This is a genomic window from Psychrobacter urativorans, from assembly GCF_904846695.1.
GTDB lineage: Bacteria > Pseudomonadota > Gammaproteobacteria > Pseudomonadales > Moraxellaceae > Psychrobacter > Psychrobacter urativorans.
Genome location: NZ_CAJHBR010000001.1, coordinates 288,734 through 306,808 on the forward strand (window position 1 = coordinate 288,734; position 18,075 = coordinate 306,808).

The following is an 18,075-nucleotide window of genomic DNA, read 5'->3' on the forward strand; positions in this document are numbered from 1 at the left end:
AGTCAATAATTAGGCTGATTAACGCTTAGACCCCTAATAATTAGGGTGCAAAGGTAGTAACAGCTTAGTTTTTATAGCCTAATGTTAACAGTTGTATTGTTATAGCTCTATACTGATAATAGCATGCTTAGTAACAAGCTGATCGGCATCTTGCTTTATCGTATCATATCGCCAAGCATCTGCAATCACTAAAGCGTTGCTAGAATAAAGGGTTAGTAGATAAGGTATCGACTAACCCCTAAAAGCTTACATTTGATAGCTTTTGAGTAATACTTTTCAACTAATGCTTTTTAGCTAATGCCAAGTGCTTGTGCCAGTTGCGCTGCTGGTAGATAACCACCAACTTGCTCGCCCGTTTCAGTAAATACCGCAGGGGTCCCACGTACACCGAGCGCTGCCCCTAAGGCCAGCTGCTGTTCAACAGGGTTTTTACAACTAGGCCCTTGCACACTAGCGCCCATCTTTGCTTGATCCATAGCGGCATTACGATCTTCACTACACCAAATGGCTTCCATTTTAGGGATAGTTTCTTGACTGCGAGGCCAAGCTAAATAACGCACTTCTATACCACGTGCATTGATATCAGCCATCTCTTCGTGCATTTTACGGCAGTAGCCACAATCGGCATCAGTAAAGGCATAGAGCACAGATTTAGTTTTGCCTACTGCTGGGTAGATAATCATGTCTTTTTTATCGACTGCTGTCAGAGCTTGTTTAGCGGTAGCAGCTACTAGAGCAGCACTGATATCTACGGGTGTTTGCTGACCCACAGCAATAATTTGACCTTGAATAATATGTTTACCTGACTTATCGGCAAAAAATGGTGGAACTCCTTCACCAGTTACCCAGTAAATACCTGGCATATCAGTAGGTACTGCGGAGATAATTTTTTCTTCAATCCCAGAAGCTTTTAGGTTGGTCTGTAATGCTGTCACTACGGCAGGATCACTGGCTTTTGCAACGTTGCTAGCATTTTGAGTGGTTGGGGCGGCATCAATAGTAGCGCTATTATTATTAGTAGCGTCAGCCTCTTTATTTGAACAACCTACTGCAGCAATGACTAATAGCGTACTCATCATCGCCTGCGTCAGTTTACTACGAGAGAGCTTCTGAGTAGTTGAGTGGGCTTTAGTAGCTGAAAATAGGGACATAAGAGGTTTCCTGTAGGCCAAGTGCCTATATATGATATAAAAAACGTGATATAAAAAATGTGATATAAAAAACTATCATACAAAAAAATAATATGACATAAAAAGTAAAGCAGATAATACTAGCGATAAAACGCTAAGCTAAAATCTAGTAAAGAGGATTAAACTTGCACAAGTAGTTACTGCTGATGGCTACTGATTTATCAAAGCTGTGCTCTAGTCTAAGTAAAAATCGTAGGTACGAGGACAAGACTATTGTTGCCGTCAGCTACTATAAAATCAGTGTCTAAAAAAAGTCTCTATCAACAGAGTATAAGTGTTGTGGTCACTTGCTTAACCGCACTTAAACTAAAAATAGTTAGCTGGCAATAGCGTTGTACTTATTCGGCATAACTTTTGCATATGATGGTTATTAGCAAAATAATAAAACATTGTATATTAACATATTTTTTAAAATAGCAGCCAAACACATCCTGTAGCACCAGCTAAGGTTGTCATAAGCAAGATGAACACGGATTAAATGGCACTAGATACAAGCAAGAAGAAACATAGCCATAAAAATAAAATACATTGTTACTGTTTAATATAAGCGTCGCTATAGGTAGTCTACTGATAATAAACAGTCTGTATTCGCTAAGCTTACTATTATAACTATCGTCACTAACAGCATTATTGCCAAATGATTGCAAAAGCTGGGCCTAAGGTTATAGCAGCTATGCAGGCTACTCGTAAACAATATATCCAAATCACTCTCAATTAAGGAATATCTATGGCAGGTGCTAGTTTATTAATGCTGCTCGATGACATCAGTGTAATATTAGATGATGTTTCGGTCATGACTAAAGTTGCTGCTAAAAAGACTGCAGGGGTATTGGGCGATGATTTAGCACTCAACGCTGAACAAGTCACTGGAGTCAAAGCAGATCGTGAGCTACCGGTTGTTTGGGCAGTAGCAAAAGGCTCATTCATCAATAAGCTAATATTAGTGCCAGCAGCGTTATTGATCAGCACTATATATCCCCCATTAGTGACTTTTTTATTGATGTGTGGTGGATTATATTTAGCTTATGAGGGAGCGGAAAAAGTTATTCATAGGTTTTGGCCACATATTCTACCGCATGATGAAGAGCAGAATGCACGCCGACAAGCTAATGCCGATGACACTATAGATTTGGTAGCTTTTGAAAAGCAAAAAATAAAAGGTGCAGTACGTACTGACTTTGTTCTCTCAGCAGAAATTATTGTCATTACCTTAGGGGCGGCGGCTGGTGCAAATTTGTTAACCAAAACCTTAGTACTGTCTATTGTAGCGATTTTAATCACTATTGGGGTTTATGGACTAGTTGCAGGTATCGTCAAGATAGATGATTTAGGCCTTTATCTCAAAAAACAGAGCAGTAATATTAAACAAAAAATCGGTGATTTTTTATTAGCAGCAGCGCCAAAGCTAATGAAGTTCTTATCTATTGCTGGTACTTTAGCGATGTTCTTAGTAGGCGGTGGGATCTTAGTTCACGGTATAGGATTTTTGCATCATGGCGTAGAAGATATTGCTCATTTAACTGGAGTATTCGAAACAGTAACTACTACTTTACTTAATGGTTTAGTCGGCTTAATAGTAGGGGTGATAGTAGTCGCTATCGTTACTATTATTGGCAAGATACGCGGTGGCAAATCAGCTGCTCACTAAAGCTAAAAGTAACCGTTATAAGGATAGCTAGGGCACTTTGAGGTTACCAGAGTGTGCTATCAATAGTTATAAATAAGCAATGATAACTAAGATGAGTAACGCTGTACACTCTATCCTATAGCATATAAAAAGCCCCGAAACTATTGAGTTTCGGGGCTTTTTCTTGCGTACGTTTAGGATCTGCTAATAATGAGTACTAGTTATTAACTCTCACTATCTGACTCATCAGTCTCTGCTTTCTCTGCTTTCTCAGCTTGTGTAGGCTTCTTATGCTCAGTCTTAGGTTTACGAGTGCGAGCCTTTGGTACTTTTGCCGTAGTCAAATTAAACATGCCTGTTTGTGGCAGTAATTGCTCAGCCACATTCTCAATCATGTTCTTATAGCTAGCAATAGTGGTTTTTGACTTGCTGGCTTGGCTATCCTCTTTTACCGATAGCTCTGGTGAAGAGCCTTCAGCTGGCAAAGCGTTTGCAGAAGCATCCGATAATTCAGCATCCAGTGATTCATGACTTGCAGTCTTTAAGTTAGCATCAGCTTGTAGGAGTTGCTCGCTTTCAGTACTAACATCTTCGGCTTGGGCGGCGCCAGTTAATGCAGTTGCAGTAACTTGATGGGCATCTACGGCTTCAACAGCTGATGAGTCTACATTTTCAACTTGCTCAGCTTCAGCACTATCTTGTGGCTGAGCCTGCTGTGGCTGAAAACTAGGATGCTGACCACGTGGATCATTACTAGCACGCGCAGTCACTGCCTTTGGCTGTACAGAAGTTTTACCTTGCTCCATTGCAAACTGACTAGCAGCGGCCGTCATAGATTTAAAGCTAGTCACATAATCTGCTGTCAAAGGTTGATAACCGTAGTTGCTAAAATTAAAGCTACTATCACTGTCATCCGCTTTAGCGCTATGCGCATCCTCAGTCACAACATTTGCGCTCTGTACTTGAGCGGTTGCTTGGTTCTTATACTCAGCAATAGCAGCGATGAAACAGTTAATTACTCCTTCATCAGCTAAACGGGTTTGGCCGTCGGCTAGAGTAGCGCGGATAAAATCGCCAACCGTACCACGAATAGCTGGCACATCTGCGCTTGGCGCTATAACACTTGTGGCTACTGGCTGCTCAGCTACTGCCGGATTTTTGCCTTGTAGTTGTTGTGCCTGAATAATACGAGGATCATTACTGGCTTTGCCAAACTTATTAGCCGTCACATAGCGCTTAGCGAACAAGGCCTCATGAGTCAGCTCAATAGCTGGCTTCTCAGCAACGTCAGTTGCTTTGCTTGCGGGCTCTTCAATAGCTTTAGCTTCTGTAGCTTCTGTAGCTTCTGTAGCTTCTGTAGCTTCAGAAGCTTCGCTTGCCGTGGCTTCAGTAACTGGGCTTTTTGTAACTACGCTTTGTGTGACAGGAGTGTCAGCTTGCGGAGTTTCAGTAGAGACTACTGGTGTTGAGACTACTTCAGTTAGCGCTTGACTATCGGTATTGGCAGTACTGGCAGTATTAGCAATATTGTCACTAGGCTGCGAGCTGTGCTTAGGTTGAGTCGTTGTAGTTTCTTGCGGCGCTACTGGTTCGCTGCTAGCTTGCTGGACACTGTCTTGAGCTAGTTGATCTTCGCTAGAGTCAGCTTGGGTACGATCGATAGCAGCTGATTGATGTGCTGTATCCGTATCGACATCAGTATCGATACTATTAACAATATCAATATCAGTATCAACATCAGTATCGATACTATTAACAATATTAGTATTAATATTATTGTCAATATTGCTATCTGTATCAGCACCTTTATCATTGCTAGACTGAGTATTACCAGATTTGGCATTATCAGACTCATTGCGCGGTTTCGCTTCACTAGGTGAGGTAGTTTTATTATCTTTGGCTACTTCAACTATTTTAGCGGCAGGCTCAGCATTTTGCGGCGCAGCAGACTTATGATTCATTCGTGTAGATTTGCTGTCGTCTAAAGACAAATGCACTACTTCCGGCGATTTAAGTTTTGCTGGTGCTTCGTTTACTTGCAGCACAACCTCGTTTGGATTCTGATTACGACGCGCAGCAGCCGATTGACTATTACGATTGTCATTAGCGGTTTGCTTGCCATCATTGTTAGTGCTGGCAGTGGTCAAAGTCTCATTGCGTTCAAGAGTACCGCGTGAGCTGCGTTGACTGTGTGGCTTACGTTTAGCACGAACTTGCTCATCAGAGGCGGTAGTACTGTCTTTGCGCTCAGAATTAGTATCAGCATCAGCATCAGTGCTACGGTCTTGACGATTGCTGTCTTGACGATTGCTGTCTTGACGATTATTGCGATTACGATCGTTTGGACGTCTATTTTCAGAGCGTTGACTGTCATTACGCTGGTCTTGATCATTAGACGATTTAGTATCGTTGTCACTGTCATTAGCAGCATCGCTATCGCTACTAGTACTATCTAGTGCATCGTTATCGTCGCGCTGCTCTCTTCTTTGACGTGGCTTTGATGATCTAGATTTGCGTGACTTGCGTCTTCTTTTGTCATCGCTGCTCTCATCAGTGTCACCCTCATTATTGCGAGTGCTTGGCTTACGAGTATTATCTGATGGCTGCTCATCATTATTATTTTGGCTAGCATCTGGTTGAGTGGCTACTGAACCTTGAGTAGGCGTCAGCACACTGCTAGCAACTTGGCCAAATGAGCCTAAACTTTTGGCCCCAGTATTCACTAAGGTTTCGATAGCTTCAGCAGCATCACGACTGCTGACACTACTAGTGGTTTGCGCTTGTGGTGCTTGAGCGAACAGATTAGATAACCAAGCAACGGCCTGTGGCTGTGCTGGACTAACAGGATTTTGAGCCGCTACTGCTACTGCTGCAACTTGAACGTTAGTCGACACAGCAGAATCCTGCTGAGCATTAGTAGGCATCGTAGCAGTAGTATTATTGTTTTTACTATTATTACGATGCTCATTGCTATGGCTAACCGTACTAGCATTTTGCCCACTTTGCTGAGGGCTAGTAGCAGGGCTGTTTGGGCTAGCGTTTTTACTATCGCTGTTTCTTAGCGGCTGACGAGTGGGTTGCTGTTCAGGGCGCTCTTTTTCAGCCGTTTGCCAATCAACATTATAGCCAAGATCGCTATGCTCTTGCTGCTGAGTGTCAGTGATACGCTCGTAACTCGATGGGGCAAAGCCATCACGGTTGAAGTGTAGCTTGAAATTGGGTGACTCAAGGTGAGCATGCGGCAAGATAGTAATACGCGTGCCGCTGTCCTGCTCAAGATAAACTAAGCTATCGCGCTTTTCGTTTAGCAAAAACGCAGCAATATCAGTTGGCACTTCAGCTTGTACTTCGCCTTGACGTTCTTTTAGGGCAATCTGTTCAATCTGACGCATGATAGATAGCGATAGCGAACGTAAGTCGCGAATCATGCCATTACCATGACAACGAGGACAGATATAGCCAGTAGACTCTTCTAATGAAGGGCGTAGGCGCTGACGACTCATTTCCATCAAACCGAACTTAGAGATGTCGCCAAATTGTACTCGTGCTCGGTCGTATTTAGTGGCATCTATCAGGCGTTTTTCAACTTCTTTTTGATGCTTGTTGTCATTCATGTCAATGAAATCGATGACAATCAAGCCACCCATATCACGCAAGCGCAGCTGACGAGCGATCTCATCAGCGGCTTCTAGGTTAGTATGGTAAGCGGTTTCAGCGACATCTGAGCCTTTAGTTGACTTAGCAGAGTTGATATCGATAGACACCAAAGCTTCCGTTTGATCAATGACGATTGAACCACCAGAGGGCAGACGAACTTCACGCTGATAAGCGGTTTCGATTTGCTTTTCGATATTGAAACGCGAAAACATCGGCTCATAGTCAGTATATTTGCGTAGTTTTTCAGCTTGTTTAGGCATTACCGCATCGATGAAACCAGCTGCTTCAATATAAGCGTTTTCATTATCGATCCAGATCTCAGCGATGTCATCACGCAGATAATCGCGCACAGCACGAGTAACTACGCCTGCTTCTTGATGCACTAAACGTGGTGAAGGATATTTTTGATTTTGCTCTTGAATGGCTTGCCAGATGTTTAATAGATGGTTTAGATCGTGTTGTAAGTCTTCTTGAGTCTTGCCAATACCAGCAGTACGAATGATGACACTCATACCTTTTTCTAAATCAAGACTGCCTAGCATACGCTTCATGTCTTCACGAAGTTTGCCAGAGATTTGACGTGATATGCCACCACCACGAGGGTTATTAGGCATTAATACTAGATAACGACCAGCGAGTGAAACATAAGTTGATAGGGCAGCGCCTTTATTGCCACGCTCTTCTTTTTCAACTTGTACGATTAGCTCATCGCCTTCTTTGATGAGCTTTTTGATGTTTTCATCACGTGGATTACCGCTCAAGTATTCAGAAGAAATCTCACGAATAGGCAGAAACCCTTGACGCTGTGAGCCATATTCTACAAACACAGCTTCTAGTGAAGGCTCAACACGAGTGACGTGGCCTTTATAAATGTTGGATTTTTTTTGTTCGCGGGTACGGTTTTCTAAGTCAAAATCGTAGAGATGATTGCCTTTGCATAAGGCAACACGAATTTCTTCGTTTTGAGTAGCGTTGATCAAAATGCGTTTCATAATAGTATCCTATGAGTACGCAGAACAACGACTAGATTTCTTTGTGGCAGCAGTGGCAAAAAAGGGTAAAGCTGAGAAGGTTACTAATATTTATTGAAAGCTAATAAATAAACTATAGGCTTATCTGTCTGGCCTAGGAATATTGACCTAAAGCTCCGGCATAAACGTAAGTGCTACATGTCAGTGCTGAGCTAAAAGTTCAGCGTAAAATGTCAATAATAACTTACTTAGACGCTCAAGGCTATCTACCCGATTCGACTGGTTTTACCTACTCGCTAGCATAGTGATTTAGTTATTAGCAATGGCTATAAATTAAACAGGGTGTAAGGCTGTTAGCATCTAGTCTTTACAGGACGTTGGCAAATTTTGTAAGTATTCATACCCGAAGGATAAGGGGCTTACTAGTCAACATCGCTGGTCACTTTTTATCACTATGGTAATAGTAGCCGGTCATCAATATAAGTTGTAAGCTTATAAGGGCGGTTATAATCCAGTTGTACTTTAGAGCTAAAAGCTCAGAAATAAGTAATAGTATTTATTTATCAATTGGTTCAGTATTACAAAATATTAGTTTTATCTTTAATTAGATCAACACTGTATAAAAATTCAACGGGGCGTACTTGGCAAACAAAATAAAAATCCTAGCCTAGTTAGGGCATAAGTTGTCGATTGTTTAACTATTATTATCTGTTTGACCGTTAATATTTAAGCAACAGCGAAACACTAACCTCAATTTATCATTTTTTGCTCAACTGCGCGTGCCAATCAAAGTTGCAAAAATTGCAGGTCAAGTCGTGGTCATGCGTTTATTGAGTAAATGGTATCAAGTTATCGTTTAACAAATAAGCATATTCGCCTATATTACTAAGTCGAGTGGTCGATTGTTATATAAAGCTATTAGGTATAAATACCCTTTGTCGGGCGGGATTTACATGTCAGTAAGAAACTTGCCCTAAAAATCAGATGAAATGCATAAAGTTAGCAGGAGCCTTACTACTATTAAATATTGATTGCTACTCAGCCTTTATCAGTATTGAAAAATACTAGAATAAAAACTTCAGCAATAAAAATAGTAGTCGACTACAACAATGATTATTGTCGCAACCTCTGCTCAATTGGCATTCAACATGCTAAACTATAGCAAATCTTTATGCAAATACCTAACTAAAAATGACGAACTCCAAAATGACAAATGATGCACCCGTTCACGAAGCTCCTGTTATCTTCAATAGTAAAACTCGTCCCCAAAGCGCTGATGATGAGATTGGCAACTTTGAAAAGGTCAATTACTTAGAAGTGACTCGGCATCAGCATGACCAACGTTTAGACAATTTCTTATTGAATCGTCTAAAGGGCTTGCCAAAATCACACATCTATAAAATGATTCGCTCAGATGAGATTCGAGTCAACAATAAGCGTTGTAAAGCGCATGATAGACTGCAGCGTGAAGATGTTGTCCGTATCGCGCCAGTACAGTTAGCGACTCGCGAAAAACCAATCATTAGCGCTGAGTTTGCTAAAAGCCTATTGTCGCGTGTGGTCTATGAAGACGAAGGCTTGTTAGTATTGAATAAACCTTCAGGTATTGCAGTACACGGCGGTAGTGGTCTTGACTTCGGGGTTATCGAAGCCATGCGTGAAGCGACTGGTAAAAAGTACTTAGAGCTCGTACATCGCATCGATAAAGATACTTCAGGTCTACTGATGATCTCTAAAAAGCGCTCGGCACTTAAAACTCTGCAACAGCATCTCGTTGACAAGACTATTCAAAAGCACTATTTATGCTTAGCAAAAGGGCAGCCAGTACTTAATGAGCAGCGCATCGATGCGCCATTGCTACGTTATACGCTTGCTAGTGGTGAGCGCCGAGTCAAAGTGGATGCTCAGGACCCACAAGCCAAAGAAAGCCAAACTGATATCGTAGTACACAGTCGCTTTATGCATCTTAATCAGGCAATAAGTCTGATAGAAGCCAAACCATTAACTGGCCGCACTCATCAGATTCGTGTGCATTTGGCGCATATTGGTCATGCTATCTTAGGCGATGATAAGTATCACGTACATGATAAGTCTGGCGTGCATCGTTTATGCTTACATGCTTGGCGCTTAGATATCCCAGGTTATGAGACTATCACCGCTCCGCTACCTGAAGATATCGCTGCACTATTGCCAAAAGGGACTGAATTGCCCAAATAAGTGACTAACCTTTCTGATAAGACATTAAAGCCAAGCTACTAGCTTGGCTTTAAATATTGGTTTAGCTGAGTCTTATATGAGTTTGTTATCGGTATTTTGTCATTGTTAATTGAGCACGGGTCAGTTTATTACAGTTAGTCCCTAACAGCGTCCTGCAACATTATCCTTTCATGGTGCTAACCCTATTTATTAAGGTCTGTTTATGAGCGAAGCTACTGCCAATCCTACAGCAACGGCTACTGCTGCTACTTCAACACAAACTTCTTTACAGCCACTTGCTAGTGCCCCATCAGCTGCTGATTGCTTAGCAAGCAAAAAACTTATTATCTTTGACTGGGATGGCACCTTGATGGACTCCATAGGTCTAATCGTCGAGTCGATGCATATTGCTGGCGAGACTCATGGATTTGTTACTACTGATAAACAAGTGCAAGATATCATCGGTTTAAGCTTAGTCATAGGCATCGATATTCTGTATCCCAGCGCAACGGCTGCACAGAAGCTAGCCATTCAAGATAGCTATAGCGAGCATTACATCGCTAACAGTCACTGTACGCCGTTTTTTCCTCAAATCGAGGCGATGTTGCAAACCCTACAACAGCAAGGTAAGCAGCTAGCCGTAGCTACTGGCAAAAAGCGTCGCGGCTTAGAGCGAGTATTGAGCGCTACTAACAGCCACGATTATTTTGTGGTCACCCGCTGTGCTGATGAATCTGGCTCTAAACCTGATCCTAAGATGCTGATTGAAATTTTGCACGATACGCAGCAGCAAGTATCTGATGCGGTATATATTGGTGACAGTATTTATGATATTCAAATGGCCAATCAGTTGGGGATGACTAGTATTGCGGTTGACTACGGCTCAGCTGCTAGTCACGAGCTTGCTGCCCAGCAACCGACTTATCAAGTCACTACGCCACAAGCTTTGGTTAAGTTGTTAGGGGCTTAAAGTGGTTAGCGGTTAAAGCGTTACCATAAGCTATACTCAATAAAAAAGGGTTTATCGTGATTAGCGATAAACCCTTTTTATTTTTTAATAAGGCTATGCGTAGCAACTGCTAAATAATCTGTACTACAGCCTAATTAACAACCGTAAATAAAAATTATTTATCTATTTATCTGTTGATTGTTCGGTGGTTACTGTAGGTGTTTCTAAAGCTTGCGCTTCTAATTCAGCCTCTAATGCCGCATTGAGCGACGCTAGATCAGTTTGCTGGTTAAAGCCTGATGCCGATACTTTTTCATCGGTAAGTTTATAGTCATACCAATTACCCATGACGCCAGCCAATTCATCTAAACCTTCTTTTCTAAGAGCTGAAAACAACTGAGTAGTACAGTCTAGGCCTAATTTTTTTAGCTGCTTACGCGTATTGAGAAGCGCATTTTTAGAGGCTCCATACTTTAGCTTGTCCGCTTTAGTGAGTAAAATATGGACTGGTAGCTCACCTTCTTTGGCCCAATGCAGCATTTGCTCGTCATAAAACTTTAGAGGATGACGAATATCTGTTAATAGCACTAATCCAGCTAGGCTTGAGCGTGATACTAGATATTCCTCCAGCTCCACTTGCCACTCTTTTTTCATCTCTAGTGGTACCGCAGCATAGCCATAGCCTGGCAGATCGACTAGACGTCTATCAGTATCGCCTATGCTGAAAAAGTTGATCATCTGAGTACGACCAGGGGTCTTTGATGAGCGTGCCAACTGACGTTGATTGGTTAGAGCATTGATTGCTGATGATTTACCAGCGTTTGAGCGTCCAGCGAAAGCCACTTCAAAACCTGCATCGGGTGGACACAGACGAAAAGTAGGCGCTGAAGTCATAAACTCAGTTTGTTGTATGCGCTGGCGAGCTTTGGTATTAAATGCCGCATGCTCAGCGACAACATCTTTATACGGGGTACTCATAAAGGGCTCATTAATATATATAAATTCGAAATAAATCTTGGATAAAGGTAAGGGGTAGAGCGCTAGCAAGATAGTGAGTCTCGACATCACAGTATACGTGCCTATCTTTTGATTACTATCTACCTGCCGATCTCAAACTAGCTGCCGATCTAAAAAAAGATATTATAGCAACTGTTAGCGATAACTATCAGTATTTACGGGCAATTTAATAGTAAACTATAATCCAGATAGTTAATAAAAGGTGTAGCCGAAACTGTTGAAATAATAGCTAGGAACACCATATTAGTTATAGCATAACATTAAACGCCATAGGCGCTTATAGAAAGTTCTCAACACCGCTAAACAAAGCAGCACTACATTAAGTTAATATAATTTGTTACAATATAGGCCAAGCCAGTAGATATAAGAGAAGACAGCAATTCGCTGTACCTTTTATCGTTATCCAGCTAAAGGAGGCCTCTTATGCGCCTATTAACTCAATTGACAGCCGCTATCAGTAGCGTTTTAAGCAGTCGCACTTTAACTAGTGGGATAGCCGCTGTTTTATTAACTACAGCAATGGCAACGCCGGTTTCTGCTGCTGATATTGCTACTATCTATAATGATTCTTGCGCAGCTTGTCATAATAGTGGGGCTTTAAACGCTATCAAAAAGGGCGATAGTGTCAAATGGGAGCAGCTCAAGAAACAAAAAGGCATGCCAGCGCTTATCGAGTCAGTGAAGAACGGTATGATTCAAATGCCTGCTGGTGGCTTATGTAATAATTGTAGCGATGAAGATTACAAGCAGTTGATAGAATATATGAGCAAGTGACATTGAAAATGAATATAGATATAAAACTGAACAGGCTAATATATTCCTAAGATTAGGTAAGCAAATATTATAAAGTCTTGCTATAATAATCGTAAATAAACCTTGATGTCAGTAAGTACTTTTGGGTAGTTGATTACTAAGACTAAAAATGTAGCAATTGTTCTATGAGCAATGCTACCTACTATCGTATAGATAGAGTCTTGTTAATGCAATTATGCTAACGGATACTTACGCCAAGTTAGTAGGATTCATATAGATGAAAAAGTTAATCGCTGCCGCCAGCTTATGTATTGCAAGTTTCAGCGTACAAGCTGCTATTACTGTTCCTGAATATGACGCTAATGCAGGTAAACAAATTGTAGAAGCACAATGTGCCGCTTGTCATGGTGTTGACGGAGTAAGTGTAGTTCCGGCTCAGCCTAACTTAGGCGGCCAAAATGTAAAGTATCTTTATAAGCAACTAGTCAACTTCAAAGCCGGCTACCGCAAAAACGGTATCATGCAAGCGCAAGTTGCTAACTTGTCTCAGCAAGATCTAGCTAACGTTGCTGGTTACTACACTGAGCAAGCTGCTTGGGGAGTAGGTTTTGCTAACCCAGCTACTGCGCAAGAAGCGACTAAGTTATTCTTAGGTGGCGATAAGTCACGTGGTGTTATTGGTTGTGCGGGTTGTCATGGTCCAGATGCTGCTGGTAATATTTGGGCTGCTTTCCCACGTTTAGGGGGTCAACATGCTCAGTATATTGCAACTCAGCTTAAGCTATTCCGCGCTGCTGGCCGTGAAGATGATGTCGCTAGTGATGATCAAAAGCGCTACAATGATGCCGCTAAAGAAGGTGATAAAGGTATGATGCAAGTAGTAGCTTCGAAGTTGTCGGATCGTGATATCCGCATCCTTGCAGACTATGTCAGTGCTATCCATTAATTCACTACCTAGCACTTGAAAATATTAGCCTTATAGCGTAGCTAAATGAGTTTTTCAAATCCTATAGATTATCATTTAGCTACTAAACCCCGATTCCGGGGTTTTTTTATAGCTAGCTGTCTATTATGTGTAACCGCTGAAAGACACAGCTCTACAAATAATGGCTTATAGATACTGCCTTATATGAATCACAAGAGTTTATAATAAGCTGGTATTTCTATTAAGCTAGTACTCCTATATAGCTGTATTTATATATAAGAATAACTATATTTCTATATCAGGACGTATTTGTATCTATTGCAAAGCCTCTAACGCTACCTATTACTTTAGAACGTTTGGATTGAAATTATGATGATCCGTTATGCCTCTTATTTTATAGCTGCACTACTACCGCTATTATTGTTTCGCTGGTTTGCCCCAGCTTCAATTGGTGAAATTGATTTTTGGTTACTATGGTTATTAGCCATGGTGCTAGTATCTCTACCAGTCATTTATGCTGAGGTTGCTTTAGCTTATCGCAGTGCTGAGTCGCCATTAGCAGGCATGCAAAAGCTGACACGTGAAGCTGATGCCAGTTCACTATGGCGAAGTTTTGCCTGGCTTGCAGCTTTAGTATCGATAGTTATTGCAGCACTAGTAGTCTCTGATGCCAGTAACAGGATATTGGTCGCACTCACTGAGCTTAATAGTGTGCCTAATATACCAAGCTTCGCCGTTGGTGCCGGTTTGCTAGTCATAGCTGTCTTGCTAAGCTTGCTTGGAGCAGCTCCTTTACCAATTGGCCTAGGGTTGATGATCATAGGGTTAGCGCTAGGTGTTGCCAATGGCTTGCCTACTATTAGCTTTGCTATGACGGATATTAGCTTAAGCGAATGGGCACGAGCCGTAGCGTTAGCATTAGTGAGTGTAGGTGCTGGTACTGGTCTGTATTGGTTCGGACAGCACTTAGTCAGTAAACAAACGCTATTAACCTCAAGTGCCAACCATAGTGAAGCTGCCACGACAAAAAATCAGTCTACTGCGGTATACCGCACCACTAAACTAGTATTACCGATTTGGATATTACAGTTGATAGTTGGGGTGATTGCGTTATTTATTAGTGGTCTAAATCTGCCACCAATCGCGCAACTGGTATATGGGCTAGGGGTACTGTTTGTAGTCAGTTATTTGCTACATTATGCCGTACAACAATTATCTTATAAGTTTGGGCTGGTAATTAGCTTGCTATTGACTGTAGGTCTAGGGGTAGTGTTAGTAGTAGCCGTACCAACCACTTGGCTAGTAGGATTGTTAGTTATTATTAGCAGCGTAGCGGTATTATTACTTTCAGTATTCGTAGGTTGGCAGATGAAAATTAGTCATCTACGTAAGTCTTTAAACTTCGGCAATGAGGGTTTCTATAACTTATGGCGCATAGCCATTCGTATTTTTGTGCCCTTAGCACTGATTTTAGCCTTAGTAGGTTGGGTATTACAGTGGATAAGCTAATAGATAATGATGTGGCAGTGCAGATGCCGTTGCAAACGCTAGTATCTAAGCCAATAACGGTACACTTAGCTTATGCAGAGACGGCACAAATTCAGCATTATCTGAGCTTAGAAGTGAGTAAAGGCACGACAATATATCAGGCGTTGGCACAAGCAGGGTGGTTAACACAGTTTGCTGATTTGGCAGTATGGTGTGAGCAAGTAGCAGCGATTATCACTCCCACTGCCAAGCTATGGCATGTGGGAATTTATGCACAAAAGCAGCCACTCAGCTATCAGTTGCAGGCGCTTGATCGAATTGAGGTTTATAGGAGCTTAAGCACTGACCCTATGGCTCAACGCAAAAATAAGTCTAAATAAAGGCTAACTATACACTTATAGACTGTCAGCAGACAAAACCAAGCACATAAAAAAGCGCTGTTTAAAAAGTAAACAGCGCTTTATGCTAATTAGGGCTCAAGACTGAGTTATTAAAACTGATTTATCACCGCTAATTTATCATCCTAGCTTATCTTGCATTATTCAGCCTGTGTTATTTAACAGGTTGCGGCAAGGTTTCAATACCTTCAATACGATTAACTATACCATTGGCATCGAAATAGACTCGCAAATGCTGGCTAGCATTTTTTACATTAGCAATGCCCTTACGACTGCCTTCCGTACCTGCTTGGAAATCATAAATATAATCCCAACGATTAGGTTCTAGAGTGTCTCTAATGGCAGGGCTGCCTAAGATATAGAGCACTTGGTTCTGATTCATACCTACCTTTACGGTCTGGGCTTGAGTCTGAGTAATAGGGGTTCCTTGCGGCAGATCAATCTTATAAACGCTAAATAGTGAACAGCCTGATAGCGTCACTGTAGCACCAAGGCTCATAGCGATTATAAGTTTGCGTAGCATACGAGCATTAGCAATAGAACGAAGAGATAATGAATTTATCATGGTAAGATGACTCATAAGAAATGGGTTAGGTACGGCCAACAGTTGTTAATACAACCGTTACCGACAATCTTGGACAAATGATACGTGATTTACTTGCAATTGCCTATCACTTACGACATTATTTAATAAGCATTATAGAATAACTATAACTACTAGTACCTTATAATCTTAACAGAATTAAAGCTTTATAAGCTTAAGCTTGTATACTTACAATAGTATTTTCAGATAATTTAAAGCTGTTAAAGCCCAGTTCTTACCCTTTAATGATTGTTAGCTTTAGCCAATAGCTTGCTTTCAGCCGCACTTATTCATCATTGCAAAACATTTTTATTTACTGAGACTTTAATAGTCAAGAGAGATACTATGGCTTTTACCAATCAAGATTTACGTAAAGCAGGGCTTAAAGTTACCTTACCCCGTATTAAGATTTTAGAATTATTAGCAAGCGCTGAGCATCACCATATGAGTGCTGAAGAAGTTTATAAAGCACTGATTGGGCAAGGTGAAGATGTGGGTTTAGCCACGGTTTATCGAGTATTAACTCAGTTCGAGCAAGCGGGTATTGTTGAGCGTCATAATTTTGAAAACAATCTTTCTGTGTTCGAGATCACCCAAGACGAGCATCATGACCATTTGGTTTGTGATGTCTGTGGTAAGATTATTGAGTTTCACAACGAAATTATCGAAGAAGAACAGCTGAGAGTGGCAAATGAGCATGGTTTTAAGCTCTCAGGACACTCACTAGTACTGTATGGTATCTGCAATAATCAAGAATGTAAGGATAGCGCCAAGTAAGTCGCAGCATTCAGCTAGCTTTAGGGCTATTCGCTGTAGTACTGTGCTACTAATGTCTTACGCTTAGTAGCAAGTGCTTAGTATCGAATGCCTAGTATCGACTACTTAGGATTAAGCATAAGATATCAAGTATAAAAAAAGCCTTTATAAATGAAGGCTTTTTTTATTGCCGATAGCTTGAGGATAGCCCTTTCAAAGTTGGTTGGCAGTTGCTACTTTTCATTATTCGCCGTTATAAATATACTATCTAAACACTGACAGCTTAATAGCGGTGATTTGTTTAACCGCAGTTTATCAACGGCTGATGATGGCTCAATGCCAATAGTTAATTAGCATCTAAAGAAAGCTTTTCAATATTTTTATCTTTATGGTTATTACTATGTCTGCTATTGAGCTTGATCTGTAAACGCAGATCATTTGGTGAGTCAGCATACTTAATAGCATCTTGGTAAGTGATCTCAGAGTTTTCGTACAAGTCGAACAGGGCTTGATCGAAAGTTTGCATACCAGTATTACGTGAACGAGCCATAACCTGTTTTATTTCGTGAATTTCACCCTTACGTATGTAATCACTTATCAGCTGCGAGTTTAGTAATATTTCAACAGCGGCGCGGCGTCCTCGACCATCTGGGGTAGGAATGAGTTGCTGAGCGACAATCGCTTGTAAGTTAAGCGATACATCCATAAAGAGCTGACTATGACGATCCGCCTCAAAAAAATGAATAATTCGATCTATGGCTTGGTTGGCATTGTTAGCGTGCAAAGTTGCGAAAACTAAGTGGCCAGTTTCAGCGTATTGAATCGCATAGTTCATCACTTCACGATTACGAATTTCTCCGATTAGAATAACATCCGGTGCTTGACGCAGAGTATTTTTTAGACCTGTCTCAAAAGTTAAAGTATCGATACCCACTTCGCGCTGGGTGATAATACAGCCTTGATGCTGATGGATAAACTCTATAGGGTCTTCAATAGTAATAATGTGGCCATGCGAGTTACGATTACGATGTCCTATCATAGCAGCGAGACTAGTAGACTTTCCTGTTCCTGTAGCACCCACTAACAATATAATGCCGCGGTTCTTCATGGCCAGTTGTTGCAATAATGGGGGTAAGCCTAGCTCATCAGTAGTAGGAATTTTATTTTCGATTTTTCGCAAAATCATACCTGGCATGTCACGCTGCCTAAAAGCACTGACTCGAAAGCGTGCGGTTTCTAAGTCATCGGTGATAGCAAACTGACATTCATTAGTCTCAGCAAACTCTTTACGCTGACATTCTGTCATTACGCCTCTGACTAAGGTTTCAACTTGCTTACCTGTCAATGCAACTTTACCTACAGGATGGATGACACCGTTCATCTTCATCGATGGGGCGACATTGGCGGTAATAAACAAGTCAGAGCCATTATTCGTAATCATCAGTTGTAATAGTTTATCGAAGTCCATAATGATAGTCGCATATAGATAAAAGTTAAAAAGGCTCAAAGTAATCAAGTCGATGTCAAAAAGCCATGAAGTTATTGAGCACTAAATGTTGAGTAAC

General features: G+C 41.3%; 13 protein-coding genes. 8 read left to right on the forward strand and 5 right to left on the reverse strand.

Annotated elements, in window-relative coordinates; genetic code table 11:
* Positions 1-290: 290 nt before the first annotated feature.
* Entirely contained in the window at positions 291-1,151 is an 861-nt protein-coding gene (locus JMY09_RS01210) for a DsbC family protein (protein ID WP_201621755.1), read from the reverse strand.
* A gap of 766 nt (positions 1,152-1,917) precedes the next feature.
* On the opposite strand from JMY09_RS01210, the gene JMY09_RS01215 reads away from it, so the two are divergent.
* Entirely contained in the window at positions 1,918-2,838 is a 921-nt protein-coding gene (locus JMY09_RS01215) for a DUF808 domain-containing protein (protein WP_201621756.1), read from the forward strand.
* Between the two features lie 203 nt (positions 2,839-3,041).
* Here JMY09_RS01215 and JMY09_RS01220 read toward each other — a convergent pair whose 3' ends face one another.
* A complete protein-coding gene (locus JMY09_RS01220; protein ID WP_201621757.1) occupies positions 3,042-7,466 on the reverse strand; it encodes an Rne/Rng family ribonuclease in 4,425 nt (1,474 codons plus the stop codon).
* Between the two features lie 1,185 nt (positions 7,467-8,651).
* On the opposite strand from JMY09_RS01220, the gene JMY09_RS01225 reads away from it, so the two are divergent.
* Positions 8,652-9,662: an RluA family pseudouridine synthase gene (locus JMY09_RS01225; RefSeq protein WP_201621758.1), complete on the forward strand. Its 1,011-nt coding sequence runs from the start codon at positions 8,652-8,654 to the stop codon at positions 9,660-9,662.
* A 202-nt stretch (positions 9,663-9,864) separates the two neighbouring features.
* On the forward strand, positions 9,865-10,611 hold the full coding sequence (locus tag JMY09_RS01230; protein WP_201621759.1) for an HAD family hydrolase: 747 nt from the start codon (positions 9,865-9,867) through the stop codon (positions 10,609-10,611).
* Between the two features lie 162 nt (positions 10,612-10,773).
* On the opposite strand, the gene yihA is transcribed toward JMY09_RS01230, so the two are convergent.
* On the reverse strand, positions 10,774-11,568 hold the full coding sequence (gene yihA, locus JMY09_RS01235) for a ribosome biogenesis GTP-binding protein YihA/YsxC (RefSeq protein WP_227677095.1): 795 nt from the start codon (positions 11,566-11,568) through the stop codon (positions 10,774-10,776).
* A gap of 462 nt (positions 11,569-12,030) precedes the next feature.
* Here yihA and JMY09_RS01240 point away from each other — a divergent pair, with 462 nt between their 5' ends.
* The 4 genes from JMY09_RS01240 to JMY09_RS01255 all read left to right on the forward strand — a co-directional run bounded on the left by JMY09_RS01240 (position 12,031) and on the right by JMY09_RS01255 (position 15,153).
* Positions 12,031-12,381, forward strand: coding sequence for a c-type cytochrome (locus tag JMY09_RS01240; RefSeq protein WP_201621760.1), 351 nt, complete (start codon positions 12,031-12,033; stop codon positions 12,379-12,381).
* 256 nt (positions 12,382-12,637) lie between these two features.
* Positions 12,638-13,306 (forward strand): c-type cytochrome, encoded by a 669-nt coding sequence (locus JMY09_RS01245; RefSeq protein ID WP_201621761.1) that lies wholly within the window; start codon positions 12,638-12,640, stop codon positions 13,304-13,306.
* A gap of 348 nt (positions 13,307-13,654) precedes the next feature.
* Positions 13,655-14,794 (forward strand): hypothetical protein, encoded by a 1,140-nt coding sequence (locus tag JMY09_RS01250; RefSeq protein WP_201621762.1) that lies wholly within the window; start codon positions 13,655-13,657, stop codon positions 14,792-14,794.
* A complete protein-coding gene (locus JMY09_RS01255; protein WP_227677096.1) occupies positions 14,782-15,153 on the forward strand; it encodes an RnfH family protein in 372 nt (123 codons plus the stop codon). Before JMY09_RS01250 ends, JMY09_RS01255 begins: the two co-directional genes overlap by 13 nt.
* 172 nt (positions 15,154-15,325) lie before the next feature.
* Here the strand turns inward: JMY09_RS01255 and JMY09_RS01260 are convergent, their stop codons facing one another.
* Entirely contained in the window at positions 15,326-15,751 is a 426-nt protein-coding gene (locus JMY09_RS01260) for an outer membrane protein assembly factor BamE (protein WP_201621763.1), read from the reverse strand.
* A gap of 348 nt (positions 15,752-16,099) precedes the next feature.
* Between JMY09_RS01260 and fur the strand changes: the two genes are divergently transcribed.
* Positions 16,100-16,531, forward strand: coding sequence for a ferric iron uptake transcriptional regulator (gene fur / locus JMY09_RS01265; RefSeq protein ID WP_201621764.1), 432 nt, complete (start codon positions 16,100-16,102; stop codon positions 16,529-16,531).
* Between the two features lie 325 nt (positions 16,532-16,856).
* On the opposite strand, the gene JMY09_RS01270 is transcribed toward fur, so the two are convergent.
* Complete coding sequence (locus JMY09_RS01270) at positions 16,857-17,978, reverse strand: PilT/PilU family type 4a pilus ATPase (RefSeq protein ID WP_201621765.1); 1,122 nt, start codon at positions 17,976-17,978, stop codon at positions 16,857-16,859.
* Between the last annotated feature and the right edge of the window lie 97 nt (positions 17,979-18,075).